Source organism: Microbacterium pasadenense, from assembly GCF_047246565.1.
In the GTDB taxonomy this organism is placed as follows: Bacteria; Actinomycetota; Actinomycetes; order Actinomycetales; family Microbacteriaceae; genus Microbacterium.
Genome location: NZ_JBFOKN010000001.1, coordinates 477,617 through 501,457, shown reverse-complemented (window position 1 = coordinate 501,457; position 23,841 = coordinate 477,617). Strand labels below are relative to the sequence as shown.

Below are 23,841 nucleotides of genomic sequence, written 5' to 3'. Positions count from 1 at the left end.
CGCGTCACCTCCGCCCCGAACGCGACCGGCGAAGCGATCGCAGGCTCAGCCGTGCGCGCAGCCGCGCCCAGAAGCCGCGGCCCCCGGCGAGCCCGGTGACGATCTCGTCGACCTCCCGCCAGAAGGCCTCGACGTCCTCGGGCGAGGGATCGCCGGGCCCGTACACCTCGGCGTCCGCACGAGTCGCGAGGGTCGTGACGCGCGCCTCGTCGAGCGCCTCACCGAGCATCTCGGCGCTCTCCACGCGCGTCGCTCCGGCAGCGACCGGAACGCGGTAGTCGACGGCACGGTCGACGAGCTCGTCCCAGCCGCCCGAGATCCGATCGGCGGTGCGCTCCGCGCTCCGGCGACGGGTGCGACGGGCAGCCTTGAGGGCGCCGATGATGAGGAACGGCGAGAGCAGCAGCGCGAGGGTGCCGAGTCCGATGCCCGTGTAGAGCAGGATCGGCCCGAGCCAGTTCTCCGCGGGCTCCTCCTCGTCGTCCTGCCCGCGGTCCTCCGCGGGGGCCGGGGGCGCCTCCGCCGGCTCCTGTGCGGGAGGCGGCGGCTGCAGCACCTGCGGCTTCGGGTTGGCGCGGGGCTTGGTGTTCTGCTCGCTCGGCTCGTTGTCCTCGTCGGGGGTCGGGTCGAACGGGATCCACCCGTGGCTCGTGAAGGCGATCTCCACCCAGGCGTGCAGGTTGTCGCCGGTCGCGGTGAAGACGCCGTTCGCGCTGCGCTCCTCCTCGTCGGGATACCAGCCCATGACGACGCGGGCGGGCATGCCGAGCTGCGTCGCCATCAGCGCCATCGCGACGGCGTACTGCTCGTCGTCGCCGACCATCTGCTCGCCGCTGACGAGCTGCGTGATGCGGGCCGAGCCGTGCCCGGACGGCGAGTAGACGTCGTCCGCGAGGCCGTGGCTGAAGTACCCGTCGCTCTGCAGCCAGGCCTCCAGCGCCCGGGCCCGCTCGATGGGTGTCTCGGCGTCCTCGGTGGCGTCCGAGGCCAGCTCGCTGAGCGACTGCGGGATGCCGCTCTGCTTGGGCATCTTCAGCGGCGCGAACGGGACGTCGGCGAGAGCCTCGTCCTCGGGGATCGCCGGGATGACGGTGTCGATCGTGTAGGCGTCGCCCGGACGGAGCTCGGCCGTCGTCACCGCCGTGCCGGTGGCGTCGTTGAAGTGGGCGCCGCGACGCAGGTCGCTCGCGCGGGAGCCGTCGAAGGCGAACTCGGTGGCGGACCCGACCGACGGCATCCACACGCCGTCGAGCTCGGCGACCTCGACGCGCACTGTCGTCTCGTCGCCCTCCGCGGCCGGCGACATGTTGGACCGGACGGCGGTGAAGGCGCTCGACGACCCGGCACCGTCGTCGGCGACGTTGAAGACGATCCCGTCATAGGCGTCCATCGTCGCGAGCCGGACGCGACCGTCCTCGGGCAGACCCGAGACGGTGAAGAGCGGATCGGTCTCGTGGTCGCGGACGAACATGCGCCAGGACTGCAGCGGACTGGCGTAGTCGTGGATGTCGAACGGCGGGATCACGAAGTCGCGGAGGATGTAACGCTGCACGGGCGGTGCGGCGGAAGCCGCGGCCGCCGCGCCGGCACCGGCGGCGAGGACGAGGACCAGCCCGCCCGAGACGAGCCGACGTGTCCGCGCGGCGTTCGAGGCGCCTTCGCCGGGCTCCGCGGCGACGACCGCGGCCCGCTCCGGGCTCCACAGGGCGCGGAGCCCGAGCCACACCACGGCGACGAGGGCGAACAGCAGACCCTGCGCGATCGGCGCCGCGGGCTCCGCCGTGCCGAGCAGGATGCCGAGGGCGACGTACAGCGCGAGGGGCAGGAGTGCCCACACGGCGTGCCGGGCGCGCAGCGCGAGCGAGGCGGCGAGCACCGTCGCGACGAGGGTCATGAGGAACGGGACGATCAGGTGCCCGTCGCTCGCCGCGACCGGCGGCACGGTGGTGAGCAGATCCTTCCACGCCGTGATGACGCCGACGGCGAGCTGTCGCCAGGTCTCCAGGGTCGGGATCACGCCGAAGAACGCGGTGTGCGGCAGCGCGAGGGCACCGCCGAGGAGGAAGTACACGGCGACGGTCGCGCCGCTGAGGGTCAGGACGCCCCAGCGCCGGCGCTGCCCGACGAAGGCCAGGGCCAGCCCGAGGACGACGGCGCCGATCGAGGCGACGAGATACTGGCCGGTCTCGAAGGTGGTCGCGAAGCCGATGATGCCGACCGCCAGGAGCAGCACGACGGCCGCCACATCGGTGATCAGGCGTCGCACGTCGATGCCGGCGAGGTTCAGCCCGGGCAGCTTCACCCCGGTCACGCGACTCACGACAGCACCTTCCGGATCGCGCTCGGGAGCTGATCGAGGGCGCCCAGGGCGACCACGTCGGCGTCGCCGACGCGGCGCAGCACGGGGCTGTCGACGCGGCTGTCCGCGATGATCGCGAGCGCGCGGACGCCGTACGGAACACGCGAGCACGCGAGGCGGAGCTCGCCGGCGTCCACCAGCGAGCCGCAGATGAGGACCGCGACCGCGGCATCCGGCGCATGCGTCGCCAGCACGCCGGCGAGCGCCACGATGCCGCCCTCACGGGGCCGGCTCGGCTCGAGCGCCGACAGGGAATCGAGGAAGCGCCGACCCGACTCGGCGCGGATCTTGCCGGCGGAGGTCCGGACATCGAGCGTCCGCGAGTCGCGCAGCGCACGCAGGCCGATGGAGCCGGCGACGGAGATGGCCGTCTCGAACTCCTCGGGGTCGCGGTACTCGCCGGGGTGGGTCGACAGGGCGACCACGAAGTGCGACCGGCGTGTCTGCTCGTACTCGCGGACCATCAGATCGCCGACCCGCGCCGTCGACTTCCAGTGCACGTGACGGAGGTCGTCACCGGGCTGATACTCCCGCAGCGCGTGGAAGGAGACGTCGTCGCGGGCGAGATGCTGATCCGGCAGGCCCTCGAGATCACGCATCTGCCCGAGCGAGAGCCCTTCGAGAAGAGAGGTCTTCGGGTGGACGAAGAGGTCCACCGCCTGGCGGCGGTCGTTCGTGCGCTCGAAGAGCCCGAGCGGGTCGCCGCGGAGCACGCTGACCGGGCCGACCGCCAGGACGCCGCGCGCCGTGGTGGGGATGGCGAAGAGCTCTTCGTGGACCTCGCCGGCGGACAGCCGCGGCACCGAGAAGACGCCGCGGCCCGAGCCGACCGGCAGGACCACTTCGGCGGGCAGCAGCGGCCGCGACGTGCGATTCGCGAGTGTGAGCGCGCCGACGGCCCGCTCGCCCACGACGACGCGCGTCCGGGTGAGGTCGAGCTCGACCTGGTAGGCGGTGCGACCGAACAGGAACGCGACGCACAGGAGCGCGATCACCGTCGCGACGACGGCGGCGACGAGGGCCTCCTCCCACCCGAGCGTGAGGGTCGTGATCCACAGCGCGACGGCGAGCCCGACGACGATCCACCCGATCGGTCGGACGACTCGGGCGACGACGGCCGTCTTCGCACCCGCGATCCGCGCCCAGGCAGCGGCGGTCTCGCGGAGGCGCTCCGCTCGGGTGGCCTCGCGCGGAGCGAGCTGCGGGGCGCTGACCGGTGCGGTCTCGGGTGGCGGCGCATCCGGATATTCGGGCAGGCCGGAGGGCCCGGGTGCGTTCCGCACCTCGGGGGCCGTCTCCGGCGACAGGGTCATCAGGCGCTGGCCCGCGCGAGCGGTGCCTCGACATCTGCGAGGGCGCGTTCGATGACGGATTCCGCGGTGGTCCCGGCGAACTCCGCCTCGGGGTCGAGGACCAGACGGTGCGTCCACACCGGCGCTGCGAGCGCCTTCACGTCGTCGGGGATCACGTAGTGCCGGCCCTGCGAGGCCGCGACCACGCGCGCCATGCGCATCATCGAGATCGCGCCGCGCACCGAGACGCCGAGCTTCGTCGACGACGACTCGCGGGTCGCCTCGACGAGCTGCGCCGCGTAGCGGGCGACGGCGGGGTCGACGTGGACGGATGCCGCGAGGTCGGCCATGTCGGCCACGGCGCGCGTGGTGATGACGGGGCTGAGACGCGACGAGGGGTTCCGCTCCACCGTGCCCGCGAGGATGCGCTCGGCGACGGCCAGCGACGGGTAGCCGATGGACGTCTTGATCATGAAGCGGTCCAGCTGCGCCTCGGGCAGCTTGTAGGTGCCGGCCTGCTCGATGGGGTTCTGGGTCGCGATCACGAGGAAGGGACGGCCGACCTCGTGCGGGGTGCCGTCGACGGTGACCCGGGACTCCTCCATGACCTCCAGCAGCGCCGACTGGGTCTTCGGCGAGGCGCGGTTGATCTCGTCCGCGAGGACGATCGACGCGAACACGGGACCCCGGTGGAACTCGAACGTGTGGTTCTTCTGGTCGTAGATCGTGACGCCGGTGACGTCCGAGGGCAGCAGGTCCGGCGTGAACTGGATGCGGGTCGACGAGCCCTGCACACTGGCGGCGAGCGCCTTCGCGAGGCTCGTCTTGCCGGTGCCGGGAGCGTCCTCGAGGAGGACGTGCCCCTCGGCCAGCATGGCGGCCAGGACGAGGCCGACGACCTCGCGCTTGCCCATCACAGCCAGGTCGACGTTGTCGACCAGGCGGGTGAACGTGTCGCGGAACCAGGCCGCCTGTTCGGGGGTCATGCTCATTCGTTCAGTCCTTGCTCTCGAAGTTCGTCCGCGTCTCGGAAGGATCAGCCACGGGGCCACCAGCGCTTCTCGGTGTCGACGGCGCCGCCCCAGCCCTGGATGTCGACCCACACGTCGTAGCCGTCCGCACCGAGGAAGCATTGGAGGACGACCTGGCCATTGGCGGGCACGTTGTACGACCATGCCGTCCCGCTCACGTTGCCGCCGCTGTACTTGCACATGACGTTGTAGTTTCCGGCGGGGAAGTTCTCGGTGTTGAGGACGAACCGGTAACACCCGTTGTTGCAGGAGTCGGGAACCCTCGCTCCGCGGGTCACCCATGCCTTCGGCTGCGGCGGCGGCGGCTCGGCGACCGTGGTGGCGCTGTCATTGGCGGTCGTGGTCTGCCCTGCCGCCGTCGTCCGGACATTCAGCTCGCGGGTCGTGCTGTAGCCGAGGTCGTAGGACTCGCGTCCCGACGCGGCCACAGTCCGCCAGCCGCGCCCGTCGCCGGTGCGGATCTCGGTCTTGATATCCCGGCCGTTGCGTGCCGGCGAGGACCATTCCATCGTGATCGTCCGGCCGTTGGCGGTCGCCTTGGCACTGGGGTTGCCGATGGGCCCGTACGGACGGACCTGGTTGGATGCCCCGGACGCGGCGCCCTCGTACGTGGTGCCGTCGGCGGTCGCGACCGCCCTGATCTGGACGCTGTAGGCGCCGTTGTTGTTGACGACCCCGTTGCCGATGGTGCCGCTGCTCGACGAGCCGCCCGCGACCCAGTCCGCCCGCCACCCGGTGCCGTTGACGTTGTACTGGTAGCGGATCTCGCCCGCGTTCGCGCCGTTCGAGGCGCCCGGGCTCCAGTTGACATCGATCCTGTTGTTGCCTTCGCGAGCCGCCACGGCCGTCGGCGCACCCGGCGGCGTGAAGGCGCGGCGGGGGGCGGACTGCGGGCTGGTCTCTCCCCAGCCCGCCTTGTTCGTCGCGCGCACCGAGTACGTGTAGTCGGACTGCGAGGTGTCGACGGTGACTGCCTGGCTGGTCTGACCGGCCGGGACGGAGACGGTCCTGACCGTGCTGCCGCCGCGGATGACGTTGAGCTCGTATCCGGCGATGGCGTCGCCGTTCTCCGCGGGTGCGTTCCAGCTCACCCGCATCTGCGCCTGGTTGCCGACGGGGTCCAATCGGGCGACGGTCGGGGCGCCGGGGGCCGCCGGAGGCGCCGCCGGGATCATGCCCGCCGACCACGCCGAGAAGTCCGAGGGTTCGGGCGCGCGGTTGTGGGCGCGGACGCGGACCTGGTACTCCGTGCCGTTCTGCAGGCCGTCCCAGGTCGTGGAGTTGCCGGTCAACCCGGTCCGCTGCACGACGCCGGACGGCGGCGCCGGCGAGATCTCGAGAGTGAAGCTCTCGACCGGGGACCCCTCCGTGCGAGGCGTCGTCCACGCGACCTCGAGGCTGCGGTCGCCGAACTCGAGCGTGGGCGGGTTCGGCTGATCGGGACGCACGTCGGGGCGCGCCGTCTCGGACGACACCGACCGGTCCGACTCGCCCACGCTGTTGGTGGCCGTGACGGAGAAGTTGTACTCCACGTTGTTCGTCAGCCCGTCGAGGGTGCAGGTCGTCGACGCGCACTCGCGACTGTAGCCGCCGGCGTCGGAGCGGACCGTGTAGCCGGTGATGGGCCGTCCGTTGTCCACCGGCGGCGTCCAGCTGAGCACCACGGTCCGGCTCTCCACCGCCGTGACGGTGGGCTTGCCCGGGGCATCCGGACGCCCCTGCACGACGACGCGGACGCGGCCGTCCACGCGGCGGTCGGCGTCCTCGGTCTTGTCCTGGACGGTGTAGCGCACCACGACGGTGCCGACGAAGTCGCCGGGCGTCGCCAGGCTCACGCTGTCGCCGTCCGCGGACAGCGACGTCACCTCGCCGGTCTCCACCTGTGTGCCGACGATCGTGAGGGGGGTGTCGGGGAACGGGTTCACGTCGTTTCGGAGCACGTTCACCGAGATCGACTCGCCCTGATCCGCCTGTTCGACGACATCGTCGTTGACCGAGGGGAGCTCACGCGTGGACGCCGTCACCGTGACGGCGATCGACGCCTCCACGGGCTCGGTCTCGCCGTCGGTGACGCTCACGCTCAGCGTGAAGCGCGTGCCCTTCTCGACGTTCGCGTCCGCACCCACGCGGAGCTGCCCGTCGGACACGGACGCGTCGATGCCGGAGGGCGCGTCGGAGCCGAGCGAGAACTGGAGCCTCTCCTGATCGCCGGGGTCGGGGTCGGTGGCGAGCTCACGGAGGCCGAGCACCGCGGCATCCTCCCCCGGTGCGACGGTCATCGACGCTCCGGTCATCTCGGGCTGCTGGTTCTCCGGCGGCAGGACCGTGATCGGGATCGTCAGCGTGGCCTTGCGCCCCTTCGGATCGTCCGGCCCCGTGCCGTCGGTGACCTCGAAGGTGAGGGCGTCCGCGCCGAAGTACCGGTCGGCGGAGGTGTACACGAGCGTCCGCTGGTCCTTGACGAGGTTGGCGCCGTTGCTGTGGGCGGCAACCACCTTCGCGGCCTCGGTCACGACCACGTCGCGTCCGCCGGACGCCTGCACATAGTCGGACAGCGGCAGTTCGATGGTCTCGCCGCTGGGGACCTCGACCGGCGTGGTCGAGAGCAGACTCGGGGGCACGTCGCCGAGTGCCGGCACGTGGACGAAGGCCGCGGCGACCTGATCGTCCTGGTCGCGCACGGCGTACGTGATGAGCTGGCGCTCCTCCCCCACGGTCAGCCGGACGGACCCGTCCGCGAGGACCCGTGCGTCGCCGGCGCCGGCCCCGAGGGTGACCTCGAGCGCCGCCCGCGTGCCGTCGGGGTCATCGTCGTTGGCGAGGACGTCGACGGTGACCGTCCCGTCCTCGGCGATGTCCTCCGCGAGGACGCGATCGTCGCGGGCGATGGGCCGCATCAGCGGCACGTCGGGATCGACGGTCACCTGGACGGCGGTCGTCGCCTCGAGGCCGCGGGAATCAGCGATCGTGTAGAGCACGCTCGTCTGCATCGCCTCATCGGGCGCCGTGATCAGCAGCTGCTCACCCGACACCTCGGCGTCCAGCCCGGCCACGTCGGGGACCTCGACGGCGTTCTCGGCGAAGCCGAATCCGTCGCCGTCGGGATCGGAGTCGTTCTGCAGGACGTCCACCGCGACCTGACGACCGGGCCGGACGGTGACGGTGTCGCGGACCGCGTAGGGCGCCTGGTTCGTCGACTCCGGGGGCGCGATCCCCACCTCGACGCGTGCCGTCGCCTCCTTGCCGAGATTGTCGCGCACGCGGTAGTCGAAGCGGTCGACGCCCACGGCATCCGCGAACGCCTCGTAGACGAAGGAGTCGACCCCCACCGAGGTCACCCGGCCCTTGCGCGGGGCGGACGCGATGCCCGCGAGCTCGACGGAGTCGCCGTCCGCGTCGATCCCGTCGAGGGCGATGGGGACGGTGACCTTGGAACCGCTCAGGGTGCGGACGGTGACGTCGCGCGGGCGGGGCGCCGCGTTCGCGTCGTCGTTGCGCGGCAGGATGCGGATCGTCACGTACGCGGCATCGCGCTGGCCGGTGGAGTCGACCACCTCGTAGGTCGCGTTGACGGTCTTGGCCTCGTCGCCCGCCCGGAAGCGCAGCGTGTTCTCCGAGACGAACAGGTCGCCGTCCTCGTCGTCGACCAGCGGCGGAACGAGCTCGGGCGAGATGGAGATCTCGTCGCCGTTGGGGTGGTAGTCGTTCTTCATCACGGGGATCGTGACGATGTCGCCCACGCGGACGACCGCCTCGTCTTCGACGGCGATCGGCGGTCGGAGCTTCTCCGCGGCCGGCACCGGGATGACGATCACCTCGCCCTGGGCCGACTTCGCCCCGTTGGAGATGGTGTAGGTCAGACGCACCTGCTGGTCGAGTGAGCCCTGGTCGCTGACGCGGATGGTCTCGTGCCCGAGCACCGCCGCAGCGACGCCGCTGCCGTTCTCGGCCGTCACGGACTGGACGACGAGGATGCCGCCGGCGGGGTCCGTGTCGTTGCCGAGGACGTTGACCAGCACATCCCCACCGGCGGGCAGGAGCGCGACGTCCCGCACCGCGATGGGCACGACGTCCTCGTCCTCGTCGGGCAGGACGTCGACGCGCACGATGCCGGGCGCGGAGTTCGCGCCTGCCGAGGCGAGGTAGGTCACGTAGGAGGTGCCGACCGTGCCCGATTCGAAGGTGAACGACTTGTCGGGATAGTCGCGTGTGATCCGGCCGCCCTCGACGTCCTCGACGCGGGTGAGGCGGAGCAGCTCGCTGCCCGTGCTGGTGTCGTTGGCGAGCGGTCGCACCGTGACGGGGCGATCGACCCGCGTCACGACGTGGTCGGCGTTCGTCACCGGGAGCGTCGTGCCGAGGGGCCGGATGTCGTAGCGTGCGATGCCGGCGCCGCGCTCGGTGCCGTCGGAGACCGCGATCGGCACGTCCTTGCGGCCCTGCACGCCGCCGATGGCGCGATACGTGATCTGGCCGTCCGACGTGAACTCGGCTTCGTCGCCGCCGTCGGGAGTGACCTCCTGCAGGAAGATGTCGTCGCCGTCCGGGTCGATCCAGTCGGTCAGGACGTTGTACGACACGACACCGCCGTTCTCGACGGTGATCGCGGTGGTCCGCTTCTGCACGGGAGGCGAGTTCGCATCTAGCGGGCTGACGGTCAGGTCGACGCGCGCCTCGTCCGTGCCCCCGCGTCCGTCGTCGATCTGGTACGTGAAGGAGGTCGTGCCCGCGGCATCCTCATCGAGCTTGATCTGAAGGGCTGTGCCGTTGTAGATCGGCGTGATCTCGCCGAAGGACGGCTCGTTCTCGACGGATGCGACGAGCACGTCGCCGTCGGCGTCGAGGTCGTTCTCGATGACGGGGAGGACCGTCGTGCGACCCGGCCGGACGCCGTAGCGGTCGTTCTTCGCGATCGGCTCGGTGTTCTTGTCGGTGCGCTCGGGGAGGGTCGTCTGGATGGTCTCCTCGGTCGTCTCCTCCTCCTCTTCGCCTTCGCCCTCGGGAGGCGTGAGGTCCTCCCAGTTGTCGACCTGCTGCAGGGCGTCGCTGGCCATCCAGGCGGCGCCGCCGAAGACGTCGTTCAGCACGACGACGTCGCGGTTGACCCGGAAGCGGAGGTCGCTGGACGGGTCGATCCCCTCGACCGTCTCGACGAACGGCTTCTGGTCACCGCAGTCGCGGACGAACACGCCCGACCCCGACCAGGCGCCGTAGGCGCATCCGGCGACGTACACCGGCTGGGCCGGGGCGCCCTCGGCGCCGGAGTCGACGACGACGGGCTCACCGCCGTCGAGCGGGATGCGCATCAGCTCCGTCGGGGTCGCGAGGGTGATCGCGTCCGTCGCGTTCGAGGGCTGCTGCAGCACGGCGTCGGCGGGGACCTCGGTCTGCACGCCGTCGCTCGTGTAGAGCATCGACGTGTCGTGGTCGAGGACGACGCTGATGTCGCCCACGGCCGTCATCGAGAGCGTGTGGTCCTTCTCGACGCCCTCCAGTTCTCGTTCGCCGGTCTGCACGAAGGCGGCATCCGGACCCACGCCGTAGGCGTAGAGCATGCCTTCCTCGGGGGATGCCGCGTACGCGGTGCCGGAGGTGCTCACCGTGGTGACGGCGCCCTTGCCGAGTTCGGCGAGCGGGTCGCCCGCTTCGGCGCCGATCGCGCCGATGGACGTGAAGGCGGCGACGCGCAGGGCGCCCGTCTCGTCAACGGCCGATACCGTCGGTCCGCCCAGGACGACGCGCGCCCCGGGACCGAGGTCGGCGCTGTCGGACAGCGCTACGCGGGCGGGGTCGATGGCGGTGACGGTGGCCTCGGTCTGGTCCGTCACGAGGATGCGGTTGCCCGCCTGGGCGATGTCGTACTCGGCCGACAGCGTGCGGAGGCCGCCGTCGAGCAGCCGCGACTCGTTGTTGAAGTGACCCACGAGCAGGCTCGACTGCTTGGTCAGCCACACACCGCCGTCGTTGAGATCCACCTCGGTCGTCGGTTCGCCCTCATAGGTGGCGGCGAGAACGCCGATGGTGACGGCGGCGACCGTCACCGCCCCGACCGATGCGAGCGTGCGTGGGCGCGCACGAAGCCACGCGAACGACTTCATGAAGCTCGGCCTCCCCCGGGGCGTGCATTGTGCGTGGCGTCGGGACCTGATTGCTGGATCAGGCGCTCACAGATGAATCTGATCGTGGTCAGCCTAAGCGAGAGACCGGGGCGGTTCGAGCGCGTGACGTGGGGAGAACTCCCCATGTATGGTTCGCTTTCACGCAGAAGCCCCGGCCGTCCGGGGTTTCAGGAGGCGACGTAGCGTGCGAGGTACTCGCCGGTGAGGGTCGGCTGCTGCGCCACCAGCTCTGCCGGCGTCCCCTCGAACACGATCCGCCCGCCGTCGTTGCCCGCTCCCGGGCCGAGATCGACGATCCAGTCGGCGTGGGCCATGACCGCCTGATGGTGTTCGATGACGATCACCGAGTTCCCCGCATCCACCAGCCGGTCCAGCAGCGCGAGCAGATTGTCGACGTCCGCGAGGTGGAGCCCTGTCGTCGGCTCGTCGAGGACGTAGATCGCCCCCTTCTTCGCCATCGCGATCGCCAGCTTCAGGCGCTGCCGCTCGCCGCCCGAGAGGGTGTTGAGCGCCTGCCCGAGGGTGATGTACCCCAGCCCGACGTCGATCATGCGCCCCAGTGTCGCCTTCGCGGGACCGGTCGTGAAGCCGTGCGCCTCCTCGGCCGACATCGCGAGGACCTCGGCGATGTTCTTGCCCTCGAGCGTGTACTCGAGGACCGCGTCGCTGAACCCGGAGCCCTCGCACACCTCGCACCGCGTCTCGACGCTCTGCGTGAAGCCGAGGTTGGTGATGATGACGCCGAGCCCCTTGCACGCGAGGCAGGCGCCCTCCGAGTTGGCGCTGAACAGCGACGCCTTCACGCCGTTCGCCTTCGCGAACGCGGTCCTGATCGCGTCCAGCACGCCGGTGTACGTGGCGGGGCTCGACCGGCGTGATCCCTTGATGGCGGACTGGTCCACCACGACCACATCGTCGAACGCCGGCACGTTGCCGTGGATCAGTGAGGACTTGCCCGAACCCGCCACCCCGGTCACCACGGTGAGGACGCCCAGCGGGATGTCGACGTCGACGCCGACGAGGTTGTGCTGCGCCGCCCCGCGGATCTCGAGAGCGCCCGTCGGGACGCGCGTCGCGCCCTTCAGCCGGGCACGGTGGTCGAGGTGGCGGCCGGTGAGCGTCTCGGACGCCCGCAGCCCGGCGACGTCGCCCTCGAACATGATCTCGCCGCCGTGCGCGCCGGCGCGGGGGCCGAGGTCGACGACGTGGTCCGCGATCGCGATGACCTCGGGCTTGTGCTCCACGACGAGGACCGTGTTGCCCTTGTCGCGCAGCAGCTGCAGCAGCTCGTTCATCCGCTGGATGTCGTGCGGGTGGAGACCCGCCGTGGGTTCGTCGAAGACGTACGTGACATCGGTGAGCGCCGACCCGAGGTGGCGGATCATCTTGGTGCGCTGCGCCTCGCCGCCCGAGAGCGTGCCGGATGCCCGATCCAGCGACAGGTAGCCGAGACCGATGTCGATGAAGGACCCGATCGTCTTCTGCAGACCTCCGAGGAGGGGGCCCACCGCGGTCCGGTCGACGGTGTCGAGCCAGGCGGCGAGATCGGTGATCTGCATCGCGGCGGCATCGGCGATGCTCACCCCGTTGATCTTCGACGACCGCGCGCCGTCGTTGAGACGGGTCCCTCCGCAGGCCGGACAGGCGAGGAACTTGACCGCGCGGTCGACGAAGGAGCGGATGTGGGGCTGCAGCGCGTCACGGTCCTTCTGCAGCATCGACTTCGTGATCTTCGGCACCAGGCCCTCGTAGGTCATGTTGATGCCCGAGATCTTGACCTTCGTCGGCTCCTTGTACAGGAAGTCGGCGAGCTCCTGGTCGGTGTAGTCCGCGATCGGCTTGTCGGCGTCCACGAGTCCCGATTCGCTGATGCCGCGCACCATCCAGCCGTCGACGTTGTAACCCGGGATGGTGATCGCGCCCTCGTTCAGGGACTTCGACCGGTCGAAGAGCTCGTCGAGGTCGACGTCGGTCACCTGGCCCAGTCCCTCGCACCTCGGGCACATGCCGCCGGTGATCTCGAAGGTGCGGTGCTCCCTCGTGCCCTGCTTGTCGCCGACCTTCAGGGTCACGGCTCCCGACCCGGACACCGACGGCACATTGAACGAGAACGCCTGCGGCGACCCGACGTGCGGCTGCCCGAGGCGGCTGAACAGCACGCGCAGCATCGCATGCACGTCCGTGGCCGTGCCCACCGTCGAGCGGGCGTTGGCGCCCATGCGCTCCTGGTCGACGATGATCGCGGGACTGACGTTCTCGAGACCGTCGACCTCGGGGCGGTTCAGCTGTCCCATGAACTGCTGCACGAACGTCGGATAGGTCTCGTTGATGAGCCGCTGCGATTCCGTCGCGATCGTGCCGAACACGAGCGACGACTTGCCCGACCCGCTCACGCCGGTGAAGACGGTGAGCCGGCGCTTCGGGATCTCGACGTGGATGTCCTTCAGGTTGTTCTCGCGCGCGCCGATCACTCGGATGACGTCATGGGAGTCTGCGACGTGGCTGGCCATGGCGCTCAGTCTGCTCCCGACCGGTGACATCCCGCCACGTGATCGTCGACCATCCCGGTCGACTGCATCAGCGCGTACATCGTCGTCGACCCCACGAAGCGGAAGCCCGCCTTCCGGAGCGCCGTCGAGAGCGCATCGGATGCCGCGGTCGTCGCGGGCACCTCGGCGAGGCTCGCCGGGCGCCGACCCGGGGCGGGAGCGTACGACCACATGAACGCGTCGAGCTCGCCGGGCGCCATCGCGGTAACCAGGCGGGCGTTGCCGATCGTCGCCAGGATCTTCGCGCGGTTGCGGATGATGCCGGCATCCGTCATGAGCCGCTCGATGTCGGCGTCGTCGAAGGCGGCCACGGCCTGCGGCTCGAAACCGGCGAACACCTCGCGGAACCGCGGACGCTTGCGCAGGATCGTGATCCACGAGAGGCCGGCCTGGAAGCCCTCGAGGCTCATCTTCTCGAAGAGCGGCCGGTCGCCGTGCAGCGGCCGGCCCCACTCCTCGTCGTGATACCGGCGGTACTCGGGGTCGTCGCCGACCCAGGCGCACCGGGTGAGGCCGTCGGGGCCGACTCGCAGATCCACGGAGCCAGGCTACCGACGGGCCCCGACCGTCACCTCCCCTTGAGCGACTTCTCCGACACCGGCGCCGCGCCGCGCGCGTCGAGATCGGCGTAGTACGCCCGCGCCTCGTCCTGACGACGACGCTCGACACCCGACGCGATGGGGGCGCGGACGTGCTCGGGCTCGAGTCCGAACGCGTCGACGAGGTCCTGCGCGTGCGGACGCAGCCGGCCGCAGAGCCGGTCGATGTACTTCGAGACGGCGGCCGCGCGCTGCGTCGACAGTCGCCCGTGGATGAGGTGCCAGGCGAGGTGCTTCTCGATCAGGTGCAGGCCGAACAGATCACGGAGCCAGGTCAGCACCTGCCGCGAGCCGGCGTCGTCGATGCTCTTGACGGCGTCCGAGAAGGCCTCCCACTGCAGGAGCTCGCCGTGTGCGCGTGCCGCCTCGATCAGCTCGGCCTGGTGCTCGTTGAAGAGGGCAGCGGCGTCCTCTCGGGAGAGCTTGGATGCCGGGCGCAGCGCCCCCGCGACGTCCGAGACCATCTGCTCCACGCGTCCGGCCAGCAGCTCGTGCTGCTGCTCGGCGCGCAGCCCCAGCTCCACCGAGCGGGCCGTGGAGCCGAAGTCGGCCACGGTCTGGCCGAGACTGCGCAGGCCCGCCCCGTGGAACACCTTGCCCGCCGTCTGCCCGACGGCGAACCGGGCGAGCGTCGCCGCATCCGCGCCTTTGAACTGGGTGGCGAAGTCACCCAGCAGGCGCTTGCCGACCAGCTGCAGCAGGACGTTGTTGTCGCCCTCGAACGTGACGTAGATGTCGAGGTCGGAGCGCAGCCCGACGAGACGGTTCTCCGCCATGAAGCCCGACCCGCCGCACGCTTCGCGTGCCTCCTGGATGGTGTCGAGGGCGTTCCAGGTCGACAGCGGCTTGAGCGCGGCGGCGAGGGTCTCGAGGTCCTCGCGCTCCTCCGGCGTGTCCGAGGTGCCGCCGAAGACGCCGTCGAACTTACGGAGCAGCTCGTCGTGCGAGAAGAACTGGGCGTAGGTCTGCGCCAGGCGCGGGAGCAGACGGCGCTGGTGCTTGCCGTAGTCGAGCAGGACGACCTCGTCGGTGCCGGCGCCCGAGTCGAACTGGCGGCGCTCGTTGGCGTAGGTGATCGCGATGGTCAGCGCCAGCGACGAGGCCACCGTCGCTGCACCGTCCAGCGACACGCGACCCTGCACGAGTGCTCCCAGCATCGTGAAGAACCGGCGCCCGGTGCTCTCGATGGGGCTGGAGTAGGTGCCGTCGGCGGCGACGTCGCCGTAGCGGTTGAGCAGGTTGGTGCGCGGGATGCGGACGGCGTCGAAGGCGAGCCGGCCGTTGTCGATGCCGTTGAGGCCGCCCTTCACGCCGTCGTCCTCACTCTGCACTCCGGGCAGCAGCTCGCCGTCGGCGGTGCGGATCGGCACGAAGAAGCAGTGCACGCCGTGGTTCACGCCGTTCGTGATGAGCTGCGCGAAGACGGTCGCCGCCTGGCCGTGCACGGCGGCATTGCCGAGGTAGTCCTTCCACGCCGCGCGGAACGGGGTGTTGACGACGAACTCCTCTGTCTCGGCGTCATACGTCGCGGTCGTGCCGATGGCGGCGACGTCCGAGCCGTGGCCGATCTCGGTCATGGCGAAGGCACCGGGCAGCTTCGCCTCGGCGATGTCCTCCAGCCACAGGTCGTGGTGGTGCTTCGTGCCCAGCTGCTGCACCGCCGAGCCGAACAGTCCCCACTGCACCCCCGACTTGATCTGCATGCTCGGGTCGGCGAGGACGAGCTCCTCGAAGCCGGCGAGGTTCGAGCCGTTGTCGTTCTGGCCGCCGTACTGGGTGGGCAGCGCGCGCTTCGAGACGCCGTTCTGCGCGAGCAGGCGCACCTGCCCCATGACCCGCTCCCGGTGATCGGCGACCGACTGGCCGTCGATCCGCCAGAACGCCGGATCCTTGATCATCTCGCGCGCCTCGCGGCGGGTGTCGGCCCAGGTGCCGAGCAGCATGCTGCCGACGGCGTCGACGTCGATGCGGGCCTCGTGGGCTTCGGCGGGTGTGTGGGCCGCGGTCGGCGCGCCGCCGGCGGGGGTGCGCCGATCGGTGGCGGGGGTCTTCGGGCGGGCGACAGTGTCAGTCATCACGGGCCTTTCCGGGAAGCGGGGAAGTGTGCCCTTCACGGTAGGAGTCCTCTAACACGGGACCAACTCCCTTGTGCGATGGTGACAACCTCGCCGAGCGCCGTCGCCCGCCGCCGTTGTGCCGGGCCTACACCGGGCGCACTGTCGGAGGTCGGGTGCAGTCTCGCGAACGCGTGCGCGCGTTCCCGGCCTGACCTGTCTCCGGGCTTGACTCGGTGCACGCCGGACCGCAGGATCGTCGAGGCGCCGGATTTCGCGCCGAAGGCAACAAAAGGAGTCGGCACTGTGGCAGATCCCGTCCGTTTCGCGATCATCGGCACCGGCTGGCGGTCGGAGTTCCATCTCCGGATGGCCGCGGCCGCCCCGGATCGGCTGGAGGCCGTCGCCGTTCTCGCGCGCTCCGACGACTCCGCGGCGCGGGTCGCCGAGTGGGGGGTGCGCGTCGTCCGAACCATCGACGAGCTGCTCGCGATGCGTCCCGACTTCGTCATCGCGTCGGTGACGTGGCCCGCCATGCCGGGCGTCGTGACGGAGCTCGTCGAGCGCGGCATCCGGGTGCTGGCGGAGACCCCGCCCGCCCCGGACGCCGACGGCCTGCGCTCACTGTGGGGCGCCGTCGGATCGTCCGGGCTGGTGCAGGTCGCCGAGCAGTACATGCTCATGCCGGGACACGCGGCCCGCCTCGAGGTGATCCGCTCCGGCGCGATCGGGACACCGACGGCGGTGCAGGTCGCGTCGACGCACCTGTATCACGCGACGTCGATGATCCGATCCTTCCTCGACGCCGGGATGGCCGAGGCGACCGTGTCGGCGCGCTCGTTCACCGCCCCGCTCGTCGACCCGCTGTCGCCGCGCGGCTGGTCCGAGGATCTCTCACCGAAGGACCGGACGACCCTCATCGGCACGCTCGACTTCGGCGACGGCCGGATGGGGCTGTACGACTTCGTCGACAACCAGTGGTGGAACCCCCTGCTCTCGCGGCGCGTGGTCGTCCGCGGCACCCACGGCGAGGTCGCCGACGACACGGTGCGCCGCATGGCCGGGTCCGACGTCCTCACTTCGCCGATCACCTACCGGCGGACCGGGATCGACCTCAACCTGGAGGGGAACGACGTCGTCACGGCGGCGTTCGAGGGGCGCATCGTCTACCGGAACCCGTGGGTGGGCACCCGGCTGTCGGAGGACGACATCGCGGTCGCGTCGCTTCTCGAGCTCACCGGTCGATGGGCCCGCGAGGAAGGGCCTGCCCCGTACCCGCTGGCGGACGCGTGCCAGGACCACCTGCTCGGCCTCGCGATGGAGCAGTCCGCGCGGACCGGAGCCGACGTGCGCGTCGCGCGGGAGGCCTGGGCATGAGCGCCGATCGCATGCGGACCGGGCGAGTCCGGCTCGTCGACGCCTCCGGCAGTCCGCTGCGCGGACACCGTGTCACGGTCGAGCAGACGGCACATGCTTTCGGCTTCGGCAACATCGGCTTCGACTTCGTCGAGTGGATCGGCAATGCACCGGGAGTCGCGGGCTCGCGGGACATCGAGTTCTTCGGCGGCGCGCTGCCCCCGAACCCGGACCAGCTGGCCGAGGACTGGCTGGAGCTGTTCAACACGGCGACGCTGCCGTTCTACTGGCGGGGCTACGAACCCGTCCGCGGCCGGACGGACCGCGACCGGCTCCGCCGGACCGCCGAGTGGTTCCAGGCCCACGGCGTCACGGTGAAGGGGCATCCGCTGCTGTGGCACACCCTCGCGCCGACGTGGCTGCTCGAGCTGGACGACGCACAGGTGGAAGAAGCCATTCGCGACCGGATCACCACGCTGGTCACGGACTTCGCGGGCGTCGTCGACCTGTGGGATGCTATCAACGAAGCCGTCATCCTGCCCGTGTTCACCGCGGAGGACAACGCCGTGACGCGCCTCGCACAGCGCAAGGGCCGGGCCTGGATGGTCGCGCTGGCTTTCGAGGTCGCGCGGGAGGCGAACCCCGACGCGAGACTGGTGCTCAACGACTTCGACCTGTCGCCGGACTACGAGCGGCTCATCGCCGAGTGCCTAGACGCCGGCGTGCAGATCGACGCGCTCGGCCTGCAGACGCATATGCACCAGGGGTATCGGGGGGAGGACCACGTGTGGTCGATCCTCGAGCGGTTCGCCCGCTTCGACCTGCCGTTGCAGCTGACCGAGACGACGCTGCTGTCTGGCGACCTCATGCCGCCGGAGATCGTCGACCTCAACGACTACGTCGTCGACAGCTGGCCCTCCACGCCGGACGGGGAGGCGCGGCAGGCCGACGAGCTCGTCCGTCACTACCGAACGGTCGTCGGTCATCCCGCGACCGAGTCCCTCACCTATTGGGGCATCACCGACCACGGCGCCTGGCTGGGCGCGCCGGCCGGGCTGGTCCGGGCGGACGGCTCACGCAAGCCGGGGTACGAGGCGCTGCGGGCGCTCGTCCGCGAGGAGTGGTGGCTCGGGGCGACGCCCCACGTCGCCGATGACGACGGCGTCGTCGAGATCACCGGCTTCGCGGGGACCTACCGGCTGACGACGGGACCGACCGAGGTCGAGGTGGAGCTCGGCGCTCAGGCGCCGACGATGACCGAGATCACGGCCTCGCCGTAAGCTTCGCGCTTCTTGACGCCGATGCCGGTGATCCCCTCGAGCGCGGCGACCGAGGTGGGCCGGTGCTCGGCGAGGGCGCGCAGCGTGGCATCCCCGAACACGATGTAGGCCGGCACACCCTGCTCTCGCGCCTGCTCGGCCCGCCACGTGCGGAGCGCCTCGAAGAGGTCGCGGTCGCCTTCGGGGACGGCATCCGCGCTCGGCTGCCGCTTCGCGCGGGTCGATCCTGCGCCCGCACGGCCGAGGACATCCCGCCGGAGCGGAACCGGCTCCTCGCCGCGCAGGACGGCCGCGCCGGCGTCGCCGACGGCGAGCACCCCGTACTCGCCCTGGGCGGCGAGCACGCCGCGGGCGAGGAGCTGCCGGATGACGGAGCGCCAGTCCTGCTCCGACAGGTCGGCGCCGATCCCGTAGGTGGAGAGCTTGTCGTGCCCCTGCTGACGGATGCGGTCGGTCGAGCCGCCGCGGAGGATGTCGATCAGGTGACCGGCGCCGAACGCCTGGTTCCGCTCGCGCTGCAGCCGGACGATGGTCGAGAGCAGCTTCTGCGACGCGACGAGCCCGTCCCAGGTGTCGGGCTGGGTGAGGCAGGTGTCGCAGTTCCCGCACGGGTCGGACGCCTGCCCGAAGTAGTTCAGCAGGTTCTGCCGACGGCATGACACCGTCTCGCAGAGACCGAGCATGGCGTCGAGATGCTGGCCCATGCGCATCCTGTACGTGCGGTCGCCGGGCGATCGTTCGATCAGGCGCCGCTGCTGGACGACGTCACCGAGGCCGTACGCCATCCAGGCGACCGCGGGCTCGCCGTCACGGCCGGCGCGGCCGGTCTCCTGGTAGTAGCCCTCGACGGACTTCGGCAGGTCGATGTGGGCGACGAAGCGGACGTCGGGCTTGTCGATGCCCATGCCGAACGCGATGGTCGCGACCATCACGACACCGTCCTCGCGCAGGAACCGGGACTGGTTGCGCGCGCGGACGCCGGCGTCGAGGCCGGCGTGGTACGGCAGCGCGTCGACGCCCTGCGTGCGCAGGTAGTCCGCGGTCTGCTCGACGGACTTGCGACTGAGCGCGTAGACGATGCCCGCGGACCCCTCGGGCTGCGTGCGCACGAACTGGACGAGCTGGCGACGCATGTCGACCTTGGGCTCGATGCGGTACTGGATGTTCGGGCGGTCGAAGCTCGCGACGAAGTGGCGCGCATCGTCGAGGTGCAGCCGCTCGGTGAGCTCGGTGTGGGTCGCGCGCGTCGCGGTGGCCGTGAGCGCCATGCGCGGGACGCCCGGGAAGCGCTCGGCGAGGTCGCCGAGGGCGAGGTAGTCGGGGCGGAAGTCGTGACCCCACTGCGACACGCAGTGGGCCTCGTCGATGGCGATGACGCTCAGCTGCGCGCGCTGCAGGAGCGCGGTGGTCGCGGCGACGGACAGCCGCTCGGGAGCGACGTAGATGAGATCGAGCTCGCCCGCGAGGAGCGCTTGCTCGACGCCGGCGCGTTCGGCCGGGCTCTGCGTCGAGTTCAGGAAGGCGGCGCGCACGCCGTTGGCGATCAGTGCGTCGACCTGATCGTGCATGAGTGCGATGAGCGGGGAGATGACGAGGCCGGTGCCGGGACGGACGAGGGCGGGCACCTGATAGGTGATCGACTTGCCACCGCCGGTGGGCATGAGCACGACGGCATCCCCGCCGGCGATGACGTGGGAGACGATATCGGCCTGATCGCCCCGGAAGGCGTCGTAGCCGAACACCTCGGTGAGCACGGCGACGGGATCGGCGCCGACGTGGTCGCGCCGCTCGAGCTGCAGGACGGCCGCCGGGGCAGCCGCGGGCTGCGGGGCGACGCGCTGCGGGGCGGCGCGGGGCGCCTCGGGCGTTCCGGCATCCGTCGGCGCGGACCGGGCGGCGCGCGCGACGGCGGCGCCGTAGTCGTCGTAGCGGGGATCCGGCGGAGGCGGCGAATCGAAATCGTCGGGCGGGACGAGGTCGTCGGGATCCCACGCGAGATCGGCGTAGGGGTCGCTCTGCCATCCGCCGTTCGTCACCCGCTCCACGATAGCCGCGGCGACCGACACTCCGGTCCGAGCGTGTCGCGGCTGTGGATGCCGGCGGCCCGTGCGGGTCGCGTCAGCACCACTTCGCGGCGACGGCCCGCACGACGCTCGCGTTCCGGTTCGTCCCGACCCCCAGCAGCGACGCCGCAGCCAGCGGATCGACCGATCCGTTCTGGTAGCCCGGCTGCAGCAGCGCGTGGGCGGCCCGCCCGCGCACCAGCATCCGTCCCCGCTCGTCGGCGCGCGCCTCCACCAGGGCGGTCTGCTGCTCGTCGAGCGGTTCCTTGAGCAGATAGACGTAGTGGCGCGCGAGTCCCGGGTTCTCGTCCGCGATTGCCGCCGTGTCCCGGGCGAGGGCCGCGAACTCCGCCGCACCGTAGACGATCGCCGGCACCTCGAATCCGCGGTCTCGCGCGAACGCGGTCTCGAGGAGCCCCTCGATCTTCGCCCGCGACCGCAGCCGGGTGTCGAAGCGGACGTTGCCCGTGTTGATGTGCGTCTCGACCCCGTCGAAGCCCAGCTCGCTCACGACGCGGCGGATGTCGTCCTTCGGGAACACGCGCCGCGGTCCGAGGTTGATCGCACGCAGGAACGCGAGGTGCACGCCCATCAGAGGGGCCGTTCGTCGTCGGAGCCGCCGGGCATGCGCTGAAGGCTAGCCGAGACGGAGGACCTCCGTCACCCTGACGACCGCGGTGCCCTCCTCGACGGATGCCTCGAGGTCCACCTCCGCGCGGATGCGCCAATCGTGGTCGCCCGCCGGGTCGTCGATCACCTGCTCCACGCGCCAGACGCCGGCGGCGGCGTCGGACTCGTCGATCACGCACAGCGACGGCGACCGTGCGGGCCCGCCGGTGAGGATCTCGTCGTGATCGTCGTAGTAGCGGTCGAGGACCTCGGGCCAGTCGACGCCCGCGTCGAGCGCGACGAGCGCGTCGTCGTCCTGCAGGGCCGCGAGCCGCACCCGGCGGAACATCTCGTTGCGCACCAGCACGACGAACGCGCGCCGGTTCGTGAGGATCGACGGCGGCGCCGGGGGCACGACGGGCGCCTCCGGATCGTCGGACGGATTGACGAGCGCCTGCCATTCGTCGACGAGACTGGAATCGACCTGCCGGACCAGCTCGCCCAGCCACTCGATGAGGTCCAGCAGGTCGTCGGTGCGCGCCTCGGCCGGGACCGTCTGCCGGATCGCGCGGTACGCGTCCGAGAGGTACCGCAGCACGAGGCCCTCGCTCCGACCCAGCTGGTAGAACGACACGAACTCGCCGAACGACATGGCGCGCTCGAACATGTCGCGCACGACTGACTTCGGGCGCAGCTCGAAGTCGCGCACCCAGGGCTGGCTCGAGGCGAACGTCTCGTATGCCTGCGCAAGCAGGTCGGCGAGCGGCTTCGGCCAGGTGATCTCCTCGAGGAGCTCCATCCGCTCCTCGTACTCGATGCCGTCGCGCTTCATGGCGCCGACCGCCTCGCCGCGCGCCTTGTACTCCTGCTGCGACAGGATCGCCCGCGGGTCGTCGAGCGTCGACTCGATGACGCTGACGACATCGAGCGCGTAATGGCTCGTCCCGGTCTCGCCGTCCTCGGGCGACAGCAGTCCGATCGCGGCGAGCGCGAACGGCGACAGCGGCTGGTTGAGGGCGAAATTCGGCTGCAGGTCGACGGTGAGATGGATGCCGGCGTCGTCGGCGACCACGATCTCGGCGGCGACGAGCGTGCGGAAGAGCGCGAGCGCGCGCCGGGCGAGCTCGTACCTGCGGGCGCGCGGCTCGTGGTTGTCGAACACCAGCGAGCGGACGTTGCCGAAGACATCGCCGCCCCGGCCGATCACGTTGATGAGCATCGCCGAGGTCAGCTGCAGCTGCGGCGTGAGCGGCTCGGGCTCCGCGGCGACGAGACGCTCGAACGACCCCTCGCCCCAGTTCACGACGCCCTGCGGCGCCTTCTTGCGGACGATCTTCTTGCGCTTCGCGGCGTCATCGCCGGCCTTGGCGAGGGCGACGGCGTTCTCGATCTCCCACTCCGGCGCCATCACGACGACACTGCCCGACGTGTCGAACCCGGCACGCCCGGCTCGACCGGCGATCTGGTGGAACTCGCGCGCGGAGAGCTGCCGCATCTTCGTGCCGTCGTACTTGGACAGCGCCGTGATGAGGACGGTGCGGATCGGGACGTTGATGCCCACGCCGAGCGTGTCGGTGCCGCAGATGACCCGCAGCAGTCCGCGCTGCGCGAGCGTCTCGACGAGCCGGCGATAGCGGGGCAGCATGCCGGCGTGGTGCACGCCGATGCCGGCACGGACGAGCCGCGAGAGCGTCTTGCCGAACCCGGTCGTGAAGCGGAAGCCGCCGATCGCCTCGGCGATGGCGTCGCGCTGCTCACGCGTCGCGATCTTCACGCTCGACAGCGCCTGCGCCCGCTCGAGGGCGGCCGCCTGCGAGAAGTGCACGATGTAGACCGGCGCCTGTCCGGTCTCGAGCAGCCCTTCGAGGACCTCGTGCACCGGGCGCCGGGCGTAGGAGTAGTCGAGCGGAACGGGCCGCTCCGCCCCCGCGACCACGGACACGGGACGCCCGGTCCGGCGCTCGAGGTCGGCGGTGATCGCCGACACGTCGCCGAGCGTCGCCGACATCAGCAGGAACTGGGCGTTCGGCAGTGTGAGCAGCGGCACCTGCCACGCCCAGCCGCGGTCGGGGTCGCCGTAGTAGTGGAACTCGTCCATCACGACCTGGTCGACGACCGCATCGGGCCCCAGCCGGAGCGCCGTGTTGGCGAGGATCTCCGCCGTGCAGCAGATGATCGGGGCGTCCGCGTTGACGGAGGAATCACCGGTGATCATGCCGACGGCATCCGCGCCGAAGATGTCGACGAGCGCGAAGAACTTCTCGCTTACGAGCGCCTTGATGGGCGCGGTGTAGTAGGTGCGTCCGCCGCGGGCGAGGGATGCCGCGTGCGCCGCGACCGCGACGAGGGACTTCCCGGTGCCGGTCGGCGTCGCCAGGATGACGTGCGAACCGGACACCAGCTCGATGATCGCCTCGTCCTGGGCGGGGTACAGCTCGATCCCGCGCGACGTGGTCCAGTCGAGGAACTCGGAGTAGACGGCATCCGGCGTCGACCCCGCCGGGATCCGGTCCCGCAGCGTCGACGTCAT

General features: G+C 70.9%; 12 protein-coding genes. 2 read left to right on the top strand and 10 right to left on the bottom strand.

Translation table 11 applies throughout. The features are described 5' to 3' along the window. Window positions 1–4: 4 nt before the first annotated feature. The 7 genes from AB3M83_RS02375 to AB3M83_RS02345 form a co-directional block, all read right to left on the bottom strand. Entirely contained in the window at window positions 5–2,320 is a 2,316-nt protein-coding gene (locus tag AB3M83_RS02375; protein ID WP_412944804.1) for a transglutaminaseTgpA domain-containing protein, read from the bottom strand. Beyond that, window positions 2,317–3,672, bottom strand: a complete 1,356-nt coding sequence (locus AB3M83_RS02370) for a DUF58 domain-containing protein (RefSeq protein WP_412944803.1) — start codon at window positions 3,670–3,672, stop codon at window positions 2,317–2,319. Before AB3M83_RS02370 ends, AB3M83_RS02375 begins: the two co-directional genes overlap by 4 nt. Beyond that, on the bottom strand, window positions 3,672–4,643 hold the full coding sequence (locus AB3M83_RS02365) for an AAA family ATPase (protein ID WP_412944802.1): 972 nt from the start codon (window positions 4,641–4,643) through the stop codon (window positions 3,672–3,674). The genes AB3M83_RS02370 and AB3M83_RS02365 overlap by 1 nt, the downstream gene beginning before the upstream one ends. A gap of 44 nt (window positions 4,644–4,687) precedes the next feature. Further along, entirely contained in the window at window positions 4,688–10,780 is a 6,093-nt protein-coding gene (locus AB3M83_RS02360; RefSeq protein WP_412944801.1) for an Ig-like domain-containing protein, read from the bottom strand. Window positions 10,781–10,968: 188 nt separating this feature from the next. Further along, window positions 10,969–13,311 (bottom strand): ATP-binding cassette domain-containing protein, encoded by a 2,343-nt coding sequence (locus tag AB3M83_RS02355; RefSeq protein ID WP_412944800.1) that lies wholly within the window; start codon window positions 13,309–13,311, stop codon window positions 10,969–10,971. 5 nt (window positions 13,312–13,316) lie between these two features. After that, window positions 13,317–13,889 carry a DNA-3-methyladenine glycosylase I gene (locus tag AB3M83_RS02350; protein ID WP_412944799.1) on the bottom strand — a complete coding sequence of 191 codons (573 nt, stop codon included), beginning with the start codon at window positions 13,887–13,889 and terminating at the stop codon, window positions 13,317–13,319. Between the two features lie 29 nt (window positions 13,890–13,918). Further along, window positions 13,919–16,024: an acyl-CoA dehydrogenase family protein gene (locus AB3M83_RS02345; RefSeq protein ID WP_412944798.1), complete on the bottom strand. Its 2,106-nt coding sequence runs from the start codon at window positions 16,022–16,024 to the stop codon at window positions 13,919–13,921. Between the two features lie 285 nt (window positions 16,025–16,309). Between AB3M83_RS02345 and AB3M83_RS02340 the strand changes: the two genes are divergently transcribed. Together AB3M83_RS02340 and AB3M83_RS02335 are read left to right on the top strand one after the other, a co-directional pair. Beyond that, a complete protein-coding gene (locus AB3M83_RS02340) occupies window positions 16,310–17,380 on the top strand; it encodes a Gfo/Idh/MocA family protein (RefSeq protein WP_412944797.1) in 1,071 nt (356 codons plus the stop codon). Continuing rightward, window positions 17,377–18,639, top strand: coding sequence for an endo-1,4-beta-xylanase (locus AB3M83_RS02335; RefSeq protein ID WP_412944796.1), 1,263 nt, complete (start codon window positions 17,377–17,379; stop codon window positions 18,637–18,639). Before AB3M83_RS02340 ends, AB3M83_RS02335 begins: the two co-directional genes overlap by 4 nt. On the opposite strand, the gene recQ is transcribed toward AB3M83_RS02335, so the two are convergent. The 3 genes from recQ to AB3M83_RS02320 form a co-directional block, all read right to left on the bottom strand. Then, complete coding sequence (recQ, locus tag AB3M83_RS02330) at window positions 18,600–20,675, bottom strand: DNA helicase RecQ (protein WP_412944795.1); 2,076 nt, start codon at window positions 20,673–20,675, stop codon at window positions 18,600–18,602. The genes AB3M83_RS02335 and recQ overlap by 40 nt on opposite strands. Window positions 20,676–20,757: 82 nt before the next feature. Beyond that, window positions 20,758–21,294, bottom strand: coding sequence for a DUF1697 domain-containing protein (locus tag AB3M83_RS02325; protein ID WP_412944794.1), 537 nt, complete (start codon window positions 21,292–21,294; stop codon window positions 20,758–20,760). 45 nt (window positions 21,295–21,339) lie between these two features. Then, on the bottom strand, window positions 21,340–23,841 hold the full coding sequence (locus AB3M83_RS02320; RefSeq protein ID WP_412944793.1) for a DEAD/DEAH box helicase: 2,502 nt from the start codon (window positions 23,839–23,841) through the stop codon (window positions 21,340–21,342).

Bases quoted from the DNA above. Each gene is read 5' to 3' on its own strand.
- AB3M83_RS02325 (WP_412944794.1), bottom strand. From the start codon at position 21,294: ATGGGCGTGCACCTCGCGTTCCTGCGTGCGATCAACCTCGGACCGCGG.
- AB3M83_RS02320 (WP_412944793.1), bottom strand. From the start codon at position 23,841: ATGACGTCGACGCTGCGGGACCGGATCCCGGCGGGGTCGACGCCGGAT.
- AB3M83_RS02365 (WP_412944802.1), bottom strand. From the start codon at position 4,643: ATGAGCATGACCCCCGAACAGGCGGCCTGGTTCCGCGACACGTTCACC.
- AB3M83_RS02360 (WP_412944801.1), bottom strand. From the start codon at position 10,780: ATGAAGTCGTTCGCGTGGCTTCGTGCGCGCCCACGCACGCTCGCATCG.
- AB3M83_RS02355 (WP_412944800.1), bottom strand. From the start codon at position 13,311: ATGGCCAGCCACGTCGCAGACTCCCATGACGTCATCCGAGTGATCGGC.
- AB3M83_RS02345 (WP_412944798.1), bottom strand. From the start codon at position 16,024: ATGACTGACACTGTCGCCCGCCCGAAGACCCCCGCCACCGATCGGCGC.
- AB3M83_RS02370 (WP_412944803.1), bottom strand. From the start codon at position 3,672: ATGACCCTGTCGCCGGAGACGGCCCCCGAGGTGCGGAACGCACCCGGG.
- AB3M83_RS02335 (WP_412944796.1), top strand. From the start codon at position 17,377: ATGAGCGCCGATCGCATGCGGACCGGGCGAGTCCGGCTCGTCGACGCC.